The 15,754-nt window shown below is 70.6% G+C and carries 11 protein-coding genes; 5 read left to right on the top strand and 6 right to left on the bottom strand.

What is annotated here, in order from left to right:
- Position 1 precedes the first annotated feature (1 nt).
- From HEP81_RS14580 to HEP81_RS14560, 5 genes are all read right to left on the bottom strand, one after another.
- The gene (locus HEP81_RS14580) at positions 2-1,519 is read right to left on the bottom strand and encodes a class I SAM-dependent DNA methyltransferase (protein WP_037661706.1); all 1,518 of its coding nucleotides are present in this window, start codon (positions 1,517-1,519) and stop codon (positions 2-4) included.
- A 1-nt stretch (position 1,520) separates the two neighbouring features.
- Positions 1,521-2,462: a nucleotidyl transferase AbiEii/AbiGii toxin family protein gene (locus tag HEP81_RS14575; RefSeq protein ID WP_078967648.1), complete on the bottom strand. Its 942-nt coding sequence runs from the start codon at positions 2,460-2,462 to the stop codon at positions 1,521-1,523.
- Positions 2,459-3,058: a type IV toxin-antitoxin system AbiEi family antitoxin domain-containing protein gene (locus tag HEP81_RS14570; RefSeq protein WP_037661776.1), complete on the bottom strand. Its 600-nt coding sequence runs from the start codon at positions 3,056-3,058 to the stop codon at positions 2,459-2,461. The genes HEP81_RS14575 and HEP81_RS14570 overlap by 4 nt, the downstream gene beginning before the upstream one ends.
- A gap of 102 nt (positions 3,059-3,160) precedes the next feature.
- Complete coding sequence (gene hsdR / locus HEP81_RS14565) at positions 3,161-5,683, bottom strand: EcoAI/FtnUII family type I restriction enzme subunit R (protein WP_051850550.1); 2,523 nt, start codon at positions 5,681-5,683, stop codon at positions 3,161-3,163.
- A 675-nt stretch (positions 5,684-6,358) separates the two neighbouring features.
- A complete protein-coding gene (locus tag HEP81_RS14560) occupies positions 6,359-7,591 on the bottom strand; it encodes a serpin family protein (RefSeq protein ID WP_037661703.1) in 1,233 nt (410 codons plus the stop codon).
- A 260-nt stretch (positions 7,592-7,851) separates the two neighbouring features.
- On the opposite strand from HEP81_RS14560, the gene HEP81_RS14555 reads away from it, so the two are divergent.
- The 5 genes from HEP81_RS14555 (at position 7,852) to HEP81_RS14535 (ending at position 13,314) form a co-directional block, all read left to right on the top strand.
- The gene (locus HEP81_RS14555) at positions 7,852-8,604 is read left to right on the top strand and encodes a GntR family transcriptional regulator (RefSeq protein WP_037661701.1); all 753 of its coding nucleotides are present in this window, start codon (positions 7,852-7,854) and stop codon (positions 8,602-8,604) included.
- 380 nt (positions 8,605-8,984) lie between these two features.
- Complete coding sequence (locus HEP81_RS14550; protein ID WP_172427620.1) at positions 8,985-9,176, top strand: SPOR domain-containing protein; 192 nt, start codon at positions 8,985-8,987, stop codon at positions 9,174-9,176.
- 151 nt (positions 9,177-9,327) lie between these two features.
- Positions 9,328-9,738 carry a (deoxy)nucleoside triphosphate pyrophosphohydrolase gene (locus tag HEP81_RS14545; RefSeq protein ID WP_037661697.1) on the top strand — a complete coding sequence of 137 codons (411 nt, stop codon included), beginning with the start codon at positions 9,328-9,330 and terminating at the stop codon, positions 9,736-9,738.
- A gap of 262 nt (positions 9,739-10,000) precedes the next feature.
- A complete protein-coding gene (locus HEP81_RS14540; protein ID WP_037661696.1) occupies positions 10,001-10,408 on the top strand; it encodes an ATP-binding protein in 408 nt (135 codons plus the stop codon).
- Positions 10,409-10,725: 317 nt separating this feature from the next.
- The gene (locus tag HEP81_RS14535; RefSeq protein WP_037661695.1) at positions 10,726-13,314 is read left to right on the top strand and encodes a SpoIIE family protein phosphatase; all 2,589 of its coding nucleotides are present in this window, start codon (positions 10,726-10,728) and stop codon (positions 13,312-13,314) included.
- Between the two features lie 105 nt (positions 13,315-13,419).
- On the opposite strand, the gene HEP81_RS14530 is transcribed toward HEP81_RS14535, so the two are convergent.
- Positions 13,420-15,744, bottom strand: coding sequence for a hypothetical protein (locus HEP81_RS14530; protein ID WP_051850549.1), 2,325 nt, complete (start codon positions 15,742-15,744; stop codon positions 13,420-13,422).
- Positions 15,745-15,754 lie beyond the last annotated feature (10 nt).

The following is a 15,754-nucleotide window of genomic DNA, read 5'->3' as shown; positions in this document are numbered from 1 at the left end:
CTCAGTCACTTGCCCCCAGCCCCCTCCGAAGCTCCTGCAGTAGCGCCAGGATTTCCTCCTCCGTCTTCATTAGCTCATTCACCAGGTCCAAAGGGGTGCGGTGTGCCAGCTCGTCGCCCATGTGCGGGTTGGTGCGGTCTAGGTTGTACCCATCGGCGATGATCTCCGCCGCCGGGACCGACCACGCGTGCTCTCCCGCCTCGCGGCCTTCGCGCGTTTTGCCGCCCCACCAGGCCACGCAGTCGTCGTACTCCTCCAGGCGCTGCGGCTTCGTCTTGGTGTAGCTGCGACGGCCCTCCGGGAGGGGGATCTCGTAGAACCAGACGTCCCGCGTGGGGCCGGTTTTCTCGAAGAAAAGGATGTTGGACGGGATCTGCGTATAGGGAGCGAAAACCCCCTGGGGAAGGCGAACGACGGTGTGCAGGTTGCACTCCTTCATCAGCTTCTTCTTGATCTTCGCGCCGATCGAGTTCTCGCCGGAGGCAAAGAGCGAACCGTTCGGCAGGACGATAGCGCACCGGCCGCCCAGCTTCAGCTGGTCCAGGATCGAGTACAGGAACAGCCAGGCCGTCTCCTGCGTCTGGAAGGCGGATGGGAAGGCCGTCACGACCGACGACTCCTCCTCCCCGCCGAATGGCGGGTTGGTGAGGACCACGTCGACTTTGTCCGCTGCCTGCGAGTTTCGCATGGTTAGGAGTGCGTTCTCCCGGCGGAGGCGGGGGGCGTGCACACCGTGGAGGAGCAGGTTCATCGAGGCCAGCAGATATGGCAGCGGCTTCTTCTCGATGCCCTTGAGGTTCGCGTGAAGCTCACGCTGCTGCGTCTCGGTCTGCACCCTCCCCTTCAGTTCCTCGTAAGCCTGCACCAGGAATCCGCCGGTCCCGCAGGCCGGGTCGAGAATCGTCTCGCCGAGTTCGAGGAACGACTGCCGCACCATGAAGCGGTTGACGGGACGCGGTGTGTAGAACTCACCCGAGTCGCCGGCCGCGTCGCGCATCTCCCGCAGGATCGACTCGTAGACGAACGCCATGGTGTGGATGTCGTCGTGCGAGATGAAGTGAATCTTGTTTACGATGTTCACGAGGTCACGCAGCAGCGTTCCCGACTGCATGCGGTTGACGACATCCTTGAAGATCAGTGAGATGACGTTGCGCGGGTCCTCCGCCCCCCGGTCGGCCTCCCTGTCCAGGCCCGCCAGGTAGGGGATCAGCTCGTCGTTGACGAAGGTCTTCAGCTCGTTGCCGCTGAGGTCCTCGTCCGTCGCCCAGTCCGTCCAACGGTATGGCTTCTCGATCGCCCGGCGGTATCCGCCCGGATCCAGTGCCTCGCCCTCTTCCTCGACGCGCTCCTCGAACGCCTTGAGGAACAGGAGCCAGGACAGCTGGGGCAACCGGTCCAGGTCGCCGTTCATGCCGGCGTCCTTGCGCATGGTGTCGCGCGCGGACTTGATCAGGGACGCGAGGCGAGCCTGAGTGGTGACGGGTGCCTTTTCCGCCGCTTTCCTTCTGGTCGCTGCCATGTCAGTTCAGTTGGTCCTTCTGTTCGTTCCGTCCCGGAAATGCGGTGTCTCCGTCGTCCTTCCCCGCGTCCTCGGCAAGCGTCCGGGCCCACAGCTCGCGGATCAAGGCCATCGCGGCGTCGAGGGTCGGTGGAATGCCGGTCGCCAACTCACCGGCGATCTCCGGATAGTCGTCCCGCCACCGCGGTGGCGGGTCAGGAAGCACGAGGGGAACCTCGTGCGTGGCCCGTACCGCGAACACGTGTCGCACGGCCTTCAGCAGGTCCATGTCGCCGGAGAGCCCGCTCTCGATCAGGAGCACGAGGTCCACCAGGTCTTTGACCCGGGTATTGGGCCGATCGCCGTAGTCGCGGGTGAGCGCGTGGAGTTTCTCCGCGAAGTGTTGACGCCGGTCGACCGCCTCGATCGTACGCGCCGGCGCCCCGGCGAACTCCAGCGTGTTAGGGAGAGGCAGGCGCTCGGTGAGTGTGATCTCCTCGCCACGGTCGACCACGTCCACCCTGACACCGGCGAAGACCTTCCCCGCCAGATGCGCCTCGACGGAGAAGCGCCACCCACCTCGCCCGGCGACGTCCGCCTTCAGGGCCACCGGCGTGGCGACATGGAAGCGGAATCCGTCGGCGTCGAGGTCGCGGTCCAGAGCCTCGATGAGCAGGTCGTGGACCGCATCCCCGTCAAGACCTCCGCCGACCGGCTCAGGCCGTACGGCCAGGTCGAGGTCCTTGGTGGTGCGCGCGCGCCCGGTGAAGCGGAACTCCATGACGGCACCGCCCTTCAGCACCCAGCCGCCGGCGCGGTCCTCGGCCAGCCGCGCCGCGAGGCGGTCGAAGACGACCAGCCGCCGGCGTCGCGCCAGGTCCGCACCGGTCTCGGCGGCCTCCTGCTTGAGTCGCGCCTCCAGCGCCCTCCTCAGGTCCGCCGCATCCCGGTACCGCCCTGTCACGACAGAGCTCCGAGCGCGCGCTCGATTCCCAGCTCGGACCGTGGTCCACAGAGCTGGGCCGCGTGCAGCAGCTTTCGACGGGTGATCATTCCGCGCTCCAGGGCCTCGGACACCGCGGATTCGAGCACGTCCTGGTCCTCCCCGACGGCAGCACTCTCCGCCAGCGCCCTCAGCGGCGTCGTCACCCGGTATCCGGCACGCCCCTCACTGTCTCCGTCGGCGAGATCGGCATGGTGCAGGATCACCGCGTCCGTGGTCTGTCGGAAGGCGCGCGGCACGGTGAGATGGATGCGGGAGGGGTTGGCCACGCCTAGATCATGGGCCGCCAGAGCGCTGGCGTGGGAGATTACTGCTCGCCCCCTGCTCCACAGCGACCAGCGGACGAACTGCTCGTCGCCTTCGCTCGGCAGGTCCGCGAACTCACGGAAGCGATAGATGGCCCGGTCGACCGCAAGCCAGTTGCCGTGCTGCGCGTGGTACCGCTGGGCCTGGTACGAGTACCCCGCCATCCGGGCCTGAGAGGCGGTGAAATACCCCCGCTGTCCGGCGGCGATCCGCCAGAGCGTAGCGCGGGTGTCCGTACGATCTCTGAGCACCTCCACAGCGTAGCAGCACTGAAACACAAAGCTGGCTTTACTTCATTGCATCGTGCCAACATCAAAGTAAAGCCAGCTTATACTTCTACGCTTCGTCGCAGGTCAGACCGCGGTGAGTAGCCGGGCCGCCAGGTCGTCGATGGCCTGATGTGCCCTGCCTGGCTCTCCGAACCGGCTGGTCAGCTCCGCCACCCGTCCCATCTCGGTGAACGGCGGCACCCTGAGCGTCTCCACCTTCAGTTGCGGCGACCCCGACTCCTCGAACTTCAGGAGCATCGCTTCGAGCACTTCCCTGGCCTGGGGCCCGAAGGAGTCCAGGAACTCCGCGTGCTCCCGGCGGAACCACGTCAGCCGTTCGTCCCGGCTCACGACGGCGAGCCCCTCCCAGGCCACGGACACCAGCAGGTCCACGGGGTCCACCTCGCGCATGCCCAACTCCTCTGGCAGACGCTCCACGTCGATCTGCGCCGACTTCAGCGCCTCTATCAGAACGGCACGGCTCTTCGCCTGCGCCCACTGAGTGCGCAACTGGGCCGGATCGAGATCGAGTTCCAGTACCCGGTCGTGCACCCACTGTTGCACGGTCACCAGTTGGAGTCGTTTTCCGTCGTCCTTGAGGATGTACCGCAGCTCACCCACCTTGTAGACATCGACATCCTTGACCGTGAACCGGTTCCTGGAACGGGAGAGGATCCTGTCGATCTCCTCGGCGTCGGTGATGTCGCCGTCCTGCGCTGTAGCCACGGAGTCGCCATCGGCGTCGAAAGTACCGCCGTCCTGCTGGGTGTACTCCGCCTGCGGCTCAGCGGCGGACTCGGCGTCCGCATCCGGCCCGGACTCAGGCGCAGGGGTCAGATCCTCCGAGTCCACCACCTCACCCTGATCGTCGGTCCAGTCCCGGACCACCTTGAGCGGTGGTCCGTCGAAGGTCGGATCGTCGAAGAGCCGCGATGCCTCGACGAAGTCGATGATGTCGAACGACTCCTTGCCGATCTCCGGGCAGAGTCGAGTGCCCCTGCCGATGACCTGCTTGAACTCCGGCATGGAGGCCATGCGCCGGAACAGCACCACATTCCGCACAGGCGGCATGTCCACTCCCGTCGACAGCAGCTTCGACGTCACCGCGATGACCGGCTCGTTGCTGTCCGCCTTGCGGAACTCCTCCAGCGCTTCGCCACCGTGCGAACCGTCGTCTCCGACGATGCGCCGCACGAAGTCCGGGAGCGCGGCAACCTCCGCGGGGGCGGCGTTGAACAACGCGGTCCGCATGCGGGCTGCATGGTCGTTGTTCTCGCAGAAGACGATGGTCTTACCAAGCCGCCCCTCCTCGGCCGTGGCGCGCAGATGATCGAGGAGGTACCGCGCCGCCAACTCGGTCCGCTCGAGGATCACCATGACCCGTTCGTAGTCCTTGGGGCCGTAGAGATCGTCAGGGATCTCCCGGCCGTAGATGTCCTTCTCACCCGGCCGCGGTCGGTAACCCTCCACGTCCACGTTCAGGCGGACCCTGCGCAGTCGGTACGGAGAGAGGAACCCGTCCTCGATGCCGTCCTTGAGTGAATACGTGAAGACGGGGTTGCCGAAGTACTCGTAGGTGTCGGTCTTTCGCCTGTCATCGGCGACCGGCGTGGCCGTGAGGCCGATCTGCACAGCCGGTGAGAAGTGCTGGAGGATCCTCCGCCAGCGACCGTCACTGGCGGCGCTCCCCCGGTGGCACTCGTCCACGATGACGATGTCGAAGTAGTCCTCCGGGTACTCCCGGTAGAGCTCCTCCCCCGGTGCGCCCTGCTCCAGGGTTTGGTACAGGGCGAAGTAGACCTTCCGTCCGCGCTTGGCCTCGCCTCCCGTGATCTTGTAGACGTCGTCCTTCCCGAACACCTCCTGGAAGTAACGGTCTTTGGGATCGTCGACGAGCATGTTGCGGTCCGCGAGGTACAGCACGCGTGGCTTCCGGCCGCCGAATGCCTCGGGCGCGTTCATCAGCCGCGCCACCAGCTGGAGCGCGAGCATGGTCTTGCCCGTGCCCGTCGCCAGGACGAGTAGGATGCGCCGCTCGTCGCGGGCCAGAGCAGCCAAGGCCCTTGTCACGGCCACCCGCTGGTAGTAGCGCGGCCGCTGGGATGTGCTGTCGGAGTTGCGCAGCGTGTAGTCGTACGGGGTCGAGAGGAGACGCTCGCCGAGCGGTGTGTCACTGACACCCTGGTCCTGAAGGAACCGCCCCCAGAGCACCTGCGGGGAGGGGAACTCCTGGATGTCCCGGATCACCGGCTGCTTCGGGTCGCTGAAGTCGATCTCCACGATGTCACGGCCGTTGGTGGCGTAGGCGAATCTCAGCCCCAACTTGCGCGCGTACCGCCGTGCCTGCTCGACCCCGTTCTCCACGCTGAGCCGGTATCGCTTGGCCTCTACGACGGCGATCGGCACGTCCGCGACGTACTCCAGGACGTAGTCGGCGACCAGCGGCCTGCCCTTGCGGTGGCGCCTCTTGGTTGGCACGAGCTGTCCGTTGTTGATCCCGTACTGGGATCTGATCTGCCGAGTGGCCCACCCGGAGGCCGCGAGTGCCGGAAGGACGAACCGCTTGCACGTCTCGTCCTCGGTCATCTGATACGAACCGAAGGTCATGGGACCAGATTTACCGCATGTCTCTGACAGTTGGGCCGGGCGAGCGGAATCAGTCACCGCCCCGGCCGGTTTAGGCTTTGGAACTTTCGGTTCGGCAGCATCACGGGAGCCCATGACCAGGCTGGCCGGCGGTCCGCGAAGGCAACCGCGCTCGTTCGGCACTTCTTCGCTTCAACTGCGTTGGCAAACGGTGTCCTGATCCACGAGGTCTCTCGTTGGCTTGGCCGCAAGCCGATCAAGGCGACCGTGGATATCTACAACCCCTGATCCCCGAGGCATGGGACCGTTACGCCCGGTCATGGCAGACTCGGAGTGACCTCGTCCGCAGCATGACGCACTGGATGTGCTGGATAAGTTCCGACGGTGCTGGATCGGTGCTGGATGCCCGCGCATTTATGCAGGTCAAAGCCTCATCGTGGAGTTCAGGTTCAACGTCTGAGCGGATGAAGTGACACCACGTCGCCGACGTGGCGAACATGCAGGTCCGAAGGGGTCGGGCGCTATCGAGTCCGACCCCCTTCGTCGTCAGCGTGGTGGATGTTCTGACGCAGGGCCGGCGGCGCGGTCAGGTCTCGTAGCCGGTGCACCGGTGCCCCGCATGGATGGCCCAGACCAGCAGTTCTCCGTTGTCGATCGGGATGCCGGGGGCCGGGCTGGCCATGCGTTCATCGGTGATCACACGCCCGGGCGGCCCGCGCTGCCCGCGTAGCCCGGGGCCGGGTAGGGGGAGGGGTCGGTGATCCAGCCGGACATCAGGGTCAGGCGGGAGTCGCGGTCGGCGGCGAGGAAGGCGAAGGGGCGGTCGAAGGTGGCGTGGATGACGGTGGTCTCGTAGCGGGGCTGGGGCGGGGCGCCGCCCGGGGCCGCGGCCATCGCCGTCACCGTGGCCGCGCGGAAGCCGAGGGCGCCGAAGCGGGTCACGGACGACTGGCGGGCCTCCGAGACGGCCAGGGGGTGGGCGCTGATGCCGGGGAAGTGGCCGAAGCGGGGGTCGGTCGCGGAGTGCAGGCCGAAGAGGTCGGGGTGGGCGAGCAGATCGTGGTCCGCGCGGACCTCGTAGGCCACCGTCCGTACCTCCAGGGACGTCGGCTCCGGGGTGACGGACTGTTCCCGTGCCACCCGCAGTCCGGGCCCGACCTCGCCGTACGGCAGGGCGCCGCCCGGCGTGAGCGGGAGCGCGCGTTCCACCGCGGCCACGCCCGCGGCGATGACCTGGCCCGGCGTCATGCGCTCCTCGCCGAGGACGAGATGGACGTCGATGCCGTTGTCCCCGGGGACCGTCAGCGCGGTGACGAAGCCGTCCGGGGTGCCGGCCACGCCGACCCGGTCCGGGCGCACGCTCCGCCGGTGCAGTCCGCGCAGGGTGCGGCCCTGCCAGGGGCCCGCCGCCGGGGTGAGCGGCTGCTCGGTGAAGGGCTGGCGCCAGGTGGTGTGCAGGGCGAGCGCGCCCGCCAGCACCAGCCGTGTCTGCCGGTTCAGCTGCACCGGCATCCGCTCGACCAGCCCGCCCGTGCGCTCGGCGGCCCAACGGTCGAGGCGCTCCTGCGCGGTGACGAGATCGTCCCCGAACGAGCCGTGCGTGGCTGTCGGCAGCTTGGCCAACCACTCCTCGCGCAGCAGCAGTTCCTCCTGCGTCCACAGGCCGAGCGCCGCGTCCAGGCCCGACACCGAGCCCAGGGACGCGAGCAACTCCCGTGCGGTGGCGGCCGCTTGATCCGCGGGCACGCCCAGCGCGTCGGCGAGTTCCTGCCGGGCGGGGCCCGCCGCGCCGTCCGCGAGGAGGGCCAGCAACGGCCAGACCCCGGCGGCGGAGAACACCGTGCCGCCCCGCGCGGTGGCGCCCCATCGCGCGGTGAGTCCGTTCACCGTGCGTACGACGGCGCCGTCGACCCGGTTCTCCACCTTCAATTCCGCCCCCTGTGTCCCGCTTACCTGCGACAAGTCGTAAGAGGAACGGTACCGGTGTTCCTGGACTGCCGTTCGGGCGGCCGGAGTTGTCCGGGGCGCTCGGCAGGTGTGAAGGGGGGCGCGAGCGGGGGAGAAGGTGCTGGGTGGGGGCCTGCCCGGCCCGACGTCATCACTTCGAGTGATTCTCTGGCCTTTGCTTGCACGGCTCAACCCACGGTTGCCACGCTGTTGCTGTCTGTACAATCTGATGGGAGCGGCCAGTGACTTTCGGTGAGCAGCCGGCGTACCTGCGCGTCGCGGGTGATCTCCGCAAGAAGATCGTCGACGGTTCACTGCCGCCCCACACCCGGCTCCCCTCGCAGGCCCGCATCCGCGAGGAGTACGGCGTCTCGGACACCGTCGCCCTGGAGGCCCGCAAGGTCCTGATGGCCGAGGGTCTGGTGGAGGGCCGCTCCGGCTCGGGGACGTATGTGCGCGAACGGCCCGTGCCGCGCCGGGTGTCCCGCTCCGGCTACCGCCCCAGCGGTGGCGCCACCCCCTTCCGGCAGGAGCAGGCCGACGCCGCGGTGCGCGGCACCTGGGAGTCCAACAGCCGGCAGGCGGAGGCCGGTGCCGCGATCGCCGAGCGGCTCGGGATCGAGATCGGCGAGCGGGTCATGCACACCAAGTACCTGTTCCGCGAGGCCGGTGAGCCGATGATGCTCTCCACCTCCTGGGAGCCCCTCGCCGTCACCGGCCGCACCCCGGTGATGCTGCCCGAGGAGGGGCCGCTCGGCGGGATGGGCGTGGTCGAGCGCATGCGGGCCATCGACGTGATCGTGGACAACGTCACCGAGGAGGTCGGCGCGCGCCCCGGCCTCGCCGAGGAACTGCATCTCCTCGGCGGCGTCCCCGGTCATGTCGTCCTGGTCGTCCAGCGCACGTACTACGCCTCCGGGCGCCCCGTGGAGACCGCGGACGTGGTCATTCCGGCGGACCGGTACCGGGTGGCGTATCACCTGCCGGTGCGGTGAGGGTCGTACACCACCCGTAGGCCGCGGAGTGACCTAGCGCACATTGCGGGCTCGCGTGGGAGGCGGATGCGCCGGTGGCGGGGGTCCCCGGGTTGCGCGACCGATGCCGTGAGTCGGGTGTTTTCGCAGGTGGACGGCGGTTCCTGTGGAATGCGTCCGGTTGTCTCGCCCAGGGCGCATTCGGTCTTGTGCGCCCCCGCCGGTCTGGCGGGGTGCGTACCTCTTTGTGAAAAGGCGTATTCGCTGAGTGAAGGTTGGGCGTACGCTCGGGCATATGCGTATTGCGGTTTCCTTAGGCGGGGCCCGGCAAGGGCCCGGGACGGGATGGGGGTCCCGTGATGCCGGAAAGGGTGAAGGGCGCGATGGGGGCGGAGCGGACCATGAGTGAGGGCACGGCTTCCTTGCCCTGGATCGTCATACGGCAGGACGACAACGGCAATCAGTACCGCGTCGGCCGGTACGCGACCGAGGCCGAGGCGCAGAAGATCGCCGACAGCTTCGAGGATCCGGGGAACAAGCGGCTCTACGTGGTCGAGCGTCTCGGGCAGAACGGGGACGGCGGCCGCGGCTGACCGGCCGCGTTCGTACGGGGCGGCGGCCGGGGCGGACAGCCGGCATGGCCGACCGGCGCGGACGGTATCCGCACGGCCGACCGACGGCGCCGTGCGCCCCGGAGCCTCCCGTAGGCTCCGCTCCATGACGCCCACGACACCCATGACGCCCATGACGGGACGGACCGTGGTGGTCGGCGCCGCCCTGCTCGACGGCGGCCGCCTGCTCGCCGCGCGCCGCAGCGCGCCCGCCGATCTGGCCGGACGCTGGGAGCTCCCCGGCGGCAAGGTCGAGCAGGGGGAGCGGCCCGAGGACGCCCTGGTGCGCGAACTGCGCGAGGAACTCGGCGTCGACGCCGAGACCGTGGAGCGGGTACCCGGCGAGTGGCCCCTGCGGGAGCCGTACGTCCTGTGGGTGTGGACCGTCCGGCTGCGCCCCGGCTCACCCGCGCCCCGCGCCCTCCAGGACCATGACGAGTTGCGCTGGCTGACCCCGGCGCAACTGTGGGACGTGCCATGGCTGGAGCAGGATGTGCCGGCGGTACGGGAGGTCGGGGAGCGGATGGGGGCGGAAGCGCGCTGAGACGGGCGCGGTCGCCTGTCGTACGGTCGGCGAGCGCACGGTCGGTCGTCGCGCGCCCGGCAGTCGTACGGCGCCTGACCCCGTGCGCGGCCCGTCCGGTGTCGTCGCCCGATGTCGTCGCCCGATGCCGCTGTCCGGCTCCCCCGTCACGGCCCGGGTAGGCCGTTCGACCCACACCCCGACAATCCGGGCGGTATTGGCCATCACTTATCGGGTATGGGCCCATTAACCCCACGAAACCGGACGGCTCGCGGCCTGGGAAGTGATCGGCGTGATCGACACCGATGGCGACTGCGCCGAGTGGACCTTTCCCGCGGAACCGGGCGCCGTGCGCAGCGCCCGGACCGCGGTCCGCGGCCAGTTGCACGGCTGGGACCTCGACTGTGTCGCCGACCTCGCCGCGCTGCTGGTGAGCGAACTGGTCACCAACTCGCTGCGCTACGCCACCGGACCCATCGGCGTGCGGCTCGTACGGCCGGTCGGCGCCGACGACTCCCTGTTGGTGGAGGTGTCCGACCCGCTCCCCGATCCGCCGCGCGAGCGGGTCGCCCGACCCGAGGACGAGAGCGGGCGCGGACTCCAGCTGCTCGCGGGGTCCTCGCGCCGCTGGGGCACCCGGCCCGGCGCGAGCGGAAAGACCGTCTGGTTCGAGCTGGCCGTACCGGGATGACGGTCCGGGGGCGCATCGGGGTGGCGCGGGGGTGCCCGGGGTGAGGCAGGGGCGCCCGAGGGGGCGGAGAGGGTGTACATCGACCGCCGTACGGTCCACCGTGTGACCCCGGCTCGCGGACGGGTGCGGAGTGTGGGGTTCGAGGCCGTGTTCCCTGGTTAGAAGAGTGGAAGTGTTGTCGCGGAGCGGTCCGAAAAACGTCTGGACCGAGCTGTGATCGTGAACACCGTGTCGCGCGGCGCCGTAGTGCTGGATACTGCGGGCAGCCGCCCCCGGTGACCGGTGCCGGGCGCGGTGAGCTGGAGGGGACGGTTCGCGTGAGCGAGATACCAGCGAAGGCCACGGAGTCCGAGGACCCGTCGGACGGCGCGAGGGACCAGACCGCCGCGAGTGCGGCGGCGACCGGTGGCGCCCTGTGGCAGAGCAGTCCGCCCGGCTCCATGTACGACTACATAAAGGTGGCCTCCTTCTCCATCGGTCCCGGCGGCCTGGTGGACCAGTGGAGCCTGCGTGCCGAGCAGCTGTTCGGCATTCCGGCCGCGCGCGCCGTCGGTATGGATCCCATCGAGGCGTTCATCGACCCCGACCTGCGGGAACAGGGCCAGCGCAAGATGGCGGAGATCCTCGACGGGCGCGAGTGGACCGGGGTCGTGCCCTTCCGGATGCCGGATCCGCCGGAGGGCGGGCGTGGTGCCGACGGCCTGGCCGAGGTCTATGTGATGCCGACCCGGACCGCGGAGGGCGAGAAGGCCGCCGTCTGCATCGTCGTGGACGTCCGCACCCTGCGCAGGATCGAGACCGATCTCGCCGCGTCCCAGGCGATATTCGGACAATCCCCCTTCGGTTTCCTGCTGCTCGACTTCGACCTGCGGGTACGGCGCGTCAACCAGCGGTTCGCCAATGTCTTCGGCGGCAGCCCCGACGACCACCGGGGCAAGGGCGTGTTCGACTATCTGCCGCGCGGCGAGGCCGAGCGGGTCTCGGCGACGCTGCGGCGGGTGCTGGAGAGCGGCGATCCCATCACCGACATGCATGTCACCGGTCATGTCCCGGGATCCGAGGAACGCCGGCACTGGTCGGTCAACCTCTACCGCGTGCACAGCGGCAGCGGCCGGCCCATCGGCGTGGCCTGGCTCGCCACCGATGTCACCTCCCGCCGCGCCGCCGCCCGCGAGGCCGCCGCGGCCCGGCGCAATCTGGCGCTGCTCAACGAGGCGGGGGCGCGGATCGGCAACTCGCTCGACCTGGAGACCACGGCGCGTGAACTGCTCGACGTCGTCGTCCCCGGCTTCTGCGACCTCGCCACCGTCGACCTCTACCAGGGGCTGCTGACCGGCGACGAGACCCCGCCCGGGATGGCCGACGGCAGTGCGGAGTTGCGTCGGGTCGCCATCGCCAGCGCGGTCGCGGACGCCCCCGTGGGCCGGGTCGCCGAGACCGTGAAGGTCGGCGCCGTACACCACTTCCCCTTCAACTCCCCCTGCGCGGACGCCCTGCGCACCGCGCGGCCGCGGTCGGTGCCGGCCGAGGAGGGGAGCCTGGTGCAGTCCACGCTCGCGGTGCCGATGGTCGCGCACGACACGGTGGTGGGGCTCGTACGGTTCGCGCGGACCAAGGGCAGCGAGCCGTTCGGGGAGCGGGACCGGGACCTCGCGGTGGAACTGGCCGCGCGCGCCGCGGTCTGCATGGACAACGCGCGGCTGTACCGCCGGGAGCACGAGCGGGCGTTGATCCTCCAGCGCTCGCTGCTGCCGCCCGGCGACCCGGAGGCATCCGGGCTGGACATCGCCTGCCGCTATCTGCCCGGCAACGCGGCGACCGAGGTCGGCGGCGACTGGTTCGACGTCATCGAACTGCCCGGTCACCGTACGGCGTTGGTGGTGGGCGATGTGATGGGGCGCGGGCTGCGGGCGGCGGTGGCGATGGGCGAACTGCGGACGGCCGTACGGACGTTGGCGCTGCTCGACCTCGAACCGGCCGAGGTGCTCTCCGCGTTGGACGAGATCGCGCGCGGGCTCGGCACGCCGGGGGGTGTGCAGCAGGCGACGCGTACGGCGCGGCAGCCCAGGGACGCGGATCTGTCGGAGGTGTACCTCGCGACCTGTGTGTACGCCGTGTACGACTCGGTGACCCGGCGATGTACGTTCGCCAACGCGGGCCATCTGCCGCCGGTGCTGGTGGAACCGGGCGAGCCCGCGCTGATGCTGGACGTGCCGCCCGGGATGCCGCTCGGGGTGGGGGGCGAGCCCTTCGAGGAGGTGGAGGTCGAGCTGCCCGAGGGCGCGTTGCTCGCGCTGTACACCGACGGTCTGGTGGAGTCCCGGGATCATCCGCTGGACGAGGGGCTGCACGCGTTCGTGGGCGCGCTCACCGATCCGGCGCGGCCGCTGGAGGATGTCTGCGACCACGTGCTCAACACCCTCGACACGCACCACGGTGAGGACGACATCGCGCTGCTGATGGCCCGGGTGCAGGGGCTGCCGGCGGACTCGGTCGGCGACTGGACGCTGCCGCGGGAGCCGCGGAGCGTGGGGCGGGCGCGGGAGCACGCTCGTGCGCAGTTGCTGGAGTGGGGGCTTGAGGCGCTGGTCGACACGACGGAGTTGCTGGTCAGCGAGCTGGTGACGAACGCGCTGCGGTACGGCGAGGGGGAGATCAGGCTACGGCTGCTGCTGGACCGGACGCTGGTGTGCGAGGTGTGGGACGGCGGGCTCGTGCAGCCCCGGCGTCGGCGGGCCCGGGACACGGACGAGGGCGGGCGGGGGCTCCAGCTGGTGCAGTTGCTCAGCGCGGCATGGGGGTCACGGCGGACGCCCCGGGGGAAGACGGTGTGGTTCGAGTTGCCGCTGCCGGGGGCGGAGGCGGTCCTCACCGACCCGGCGGAGGCCCTGCTCAGCCTGTTCTGACGGCCTCTTCGCCTACTCACCTGCCCACCACCCACCCGCCTCGGTCGGCCGGAGAGGCACCGCCCCCTCCCCCCACCCGGAGCCAAGAAGCTGAGCCACCTTGCGCTACCCGGGCGCCCGCACATGTCTTCGCCCCCGCGTCGCCGGCCCCCCGAACGTGGCCGGGGGCCCGCCGTCCGGGTCTTCGGCGAGAAGGATGCCGCCGAGCACCGCGCCGGGGAGGCCGATCGTGGTGGTGTCGGGGTAGGGGGTGCCGTGGGCGCGGACATCGCGTTCGGCGAGGCCGCGGGCGGCACGGGCGGCGGTGTCGGTCTCGAAGGCGGTACGGGTGCCGGCGGCCGGCGTCCGGGCCGCCTCCGACAGCAGGGCGCGGGCCTCCGGGCCGACGGCGCCGCGGTGCACCGTGACGAAGTCGTCGGCCGATTCCAGCGAGGTGCGGGCGACGAGGAGCGCCGCCGTGTCCAGGACGCCCGAGCGGCCCACGTCCAGGCGGTCGACGGCCCGGGTGATCCGGCGCAGGGCGTCCAGCGGGTCGTACGGGAGGGCGCCGGTCAACTCCTCCCGTACGGCGGCCAGTACGCTGTCCGCGTGGGCCAGCCGGGCGTTCAGCTCGCCGGTGGCCAGGGAGGCACGGGACCGCCCGTGCCGGGCCGCGGTCAGCTCGGCCTCCGCGCCGGTCAGGGCGGCCGGTACCAGTGCCGCGGCCTCCCGTAGCCGGGCGGCGAGCCGTTCCACGCCGGTCACCAGTATCTCGGCCTGGGCCACGGCGCCCTCGGCGGCGCGCAGGTTCCGGGCCGTGCCGTCGCCGTCGGCGGCGTCGATCGACCGGCGCGTCGCGTTGAGGTGGGCGGTGGCGAACAGCAGCCGGTCCTTGGCCTGTTCGACCGAGCCGGTGACGGGGTCCGTGGCCGAGGGCGCGTAGCGCTCCCGCAACGCCGCCAGGGTCGCGTGGGCGGCCACCGTCCGCGCCGCCAGCGCCCGGAACCTGCCCTCCGCCACGTCCAGTGCCATGCCGGCCCCCGGTCCCTCCAGCCCCCGTACCTGGTCCAGTGCCGCGGCCTCCGCGTCCAGCCGCCGCCCCGCCTCCGCGCACCGCCCGACAACCCCGACCAGCGCCTGCCGCCGCGCCCCCGCTTCGCCGGGCAACCCCCGCTCGTACCTGCGCCACATCGCGAACGCCGCCACCAACTCGGTTTCGGCACCGCGCAGGGCATGGACGAAGGCCGCGGTCGCCGTCTCCGCCTCGACCTCGGCGGTGGCCCGGTGCTGCGTTTCCGTCTCCGACGGGGGGTCCCCGAGGGCGCCGCCGACCGACGCAGCTCCGGGTACCGCCCCCGCCCGCGCGCCCCCCTCCGCCCCGGTTTCTTGCGGCGTCCGCCGGCCGGCGTCGGCCCCCGCCGCGAACTGTGCCTCGGCGGCCCCCGCTCTGACCTCCCTCCCCGCGCTCGGCTCCGCCTCGGTCTCGTCGGTCCCGGTCTCGAACTGTGCCTTGGCCGCCCCTGCTCGCGCCGCTACCTGCGTGCCTGGCTCCGCCTCGGTCTCCTGCGGAGTCGGTCGGTCGGGGTCGGTCCCGGTCTCGAACTGTGCCTGGGCCGCCCTTGCTCGCGCCGTTACCTGCTTGCTCGGCTCCGCCTCGATCTCCTGCCGAGTCCGTCGGTCGGGGTCGGTCCCCGCCGCGAACTGTGCCTTGGCCGCCCGCGCTCGCGCCGCTACCTGCGTGCCCGCCTCCGCCACGGTCTCCTGCCGCGTCCGCCGGTCGGCGTCGGTCCTTGCCTTGAACCGTGCCCCGGCCGCCCCCGCTCCGGCCGCGCCCGTCTCCGCCTCGAACCCCCCGTGCGCCGCCCCCGCTCCGGACCCGGCGCCCGTGTCGGCCGCCGCCCCCGTCGCCGGTATCGCTCCGGTCCGCATGCCGTCTGCCGTCGGCGGTCCTGCCTCGGCCTTCTCTCCCCACCCTTCCCGGGCCCACCCCCCGGCCTTCCCCACCCCGAATCTCTCCCGCACGAAGCCCAGTTCCTCGCGGCTCGTCCGTACGCAGTCGTCGGCCAGCACCAGTGCGATCCGGGCCTGGCGTTCGGCGTCGGCGATCGTGGGAGGTGCCGTACCTCCCCGCAGGGTCGTCCCCGGTGTCGTACGAGTGCGGGTGCGGCGGACGCGGCGCAGGTAGCCGTAGGCCGCCAGTACCGACGCCGCGGCCACGGCGATGAGCGGGAGCACGTAGTCCGCCGCGGAGGTGCCGCCCTGCCCCGGCGCCGCCGCGTCGGCCAGCGTTCCGGGGGCGGTGGCGGGAACCGGACGGCGCGTGGCCACCGTCATCAACGGCAACATCAGCCACCCGGCCCCCACCAGGGCACCCAGCACGGCATGCGTCACCCGCACCCGTATGTGCGCCTTGGCACGCCGGGAGCGGCCCCGGAACAGGGAGGACGTCACATTTCGGAGC

The sequence above is a fragment of the Streptomyces griseofuscus genome (assembly GCF_014673495.1).
Lineage (GTDB): Bacteria > Actinomycetota > Actinomycetes > Streptomycetales > Streptomycetaceae > Streptomyces > Streptomyces murinus.
This window is presented reverse-complemented; position numbering and strand designations above follow the sequence as displayed.

Bases quoted from the DNA above. Each gene is read 5' to 3' on its own strand.
- HEP81_RS14580 (WP_037661706.1), bottom strand. From the start codon at position 1,519: ATGGCAGCGACCAGAAGGAAAGCGGCGGAAAAGGCACCCGTCACCACT.
- hsdR (WP_051850550.1), bottom strand. From the start codon at position 5,683: ATGACCTTCGGTTCGTATCAGATGACCGAGGACGAGACGTGCAAGCGG.
- HEP81_RS14550 (WP_172427620.1), top strand. From the start codon at position 8,985: ATGAGTGAGGGCACGGCTTCCTTGCCCTGGATCGTCATACGGCAGGAC.
- HEP81_RS14545 (WP_037661697.1), top strand. From the start codon at position 9,328: ATGACGGGACGGACCGTGGTGGTCGGCGCCGCCCTGCTCGACGGCGGC.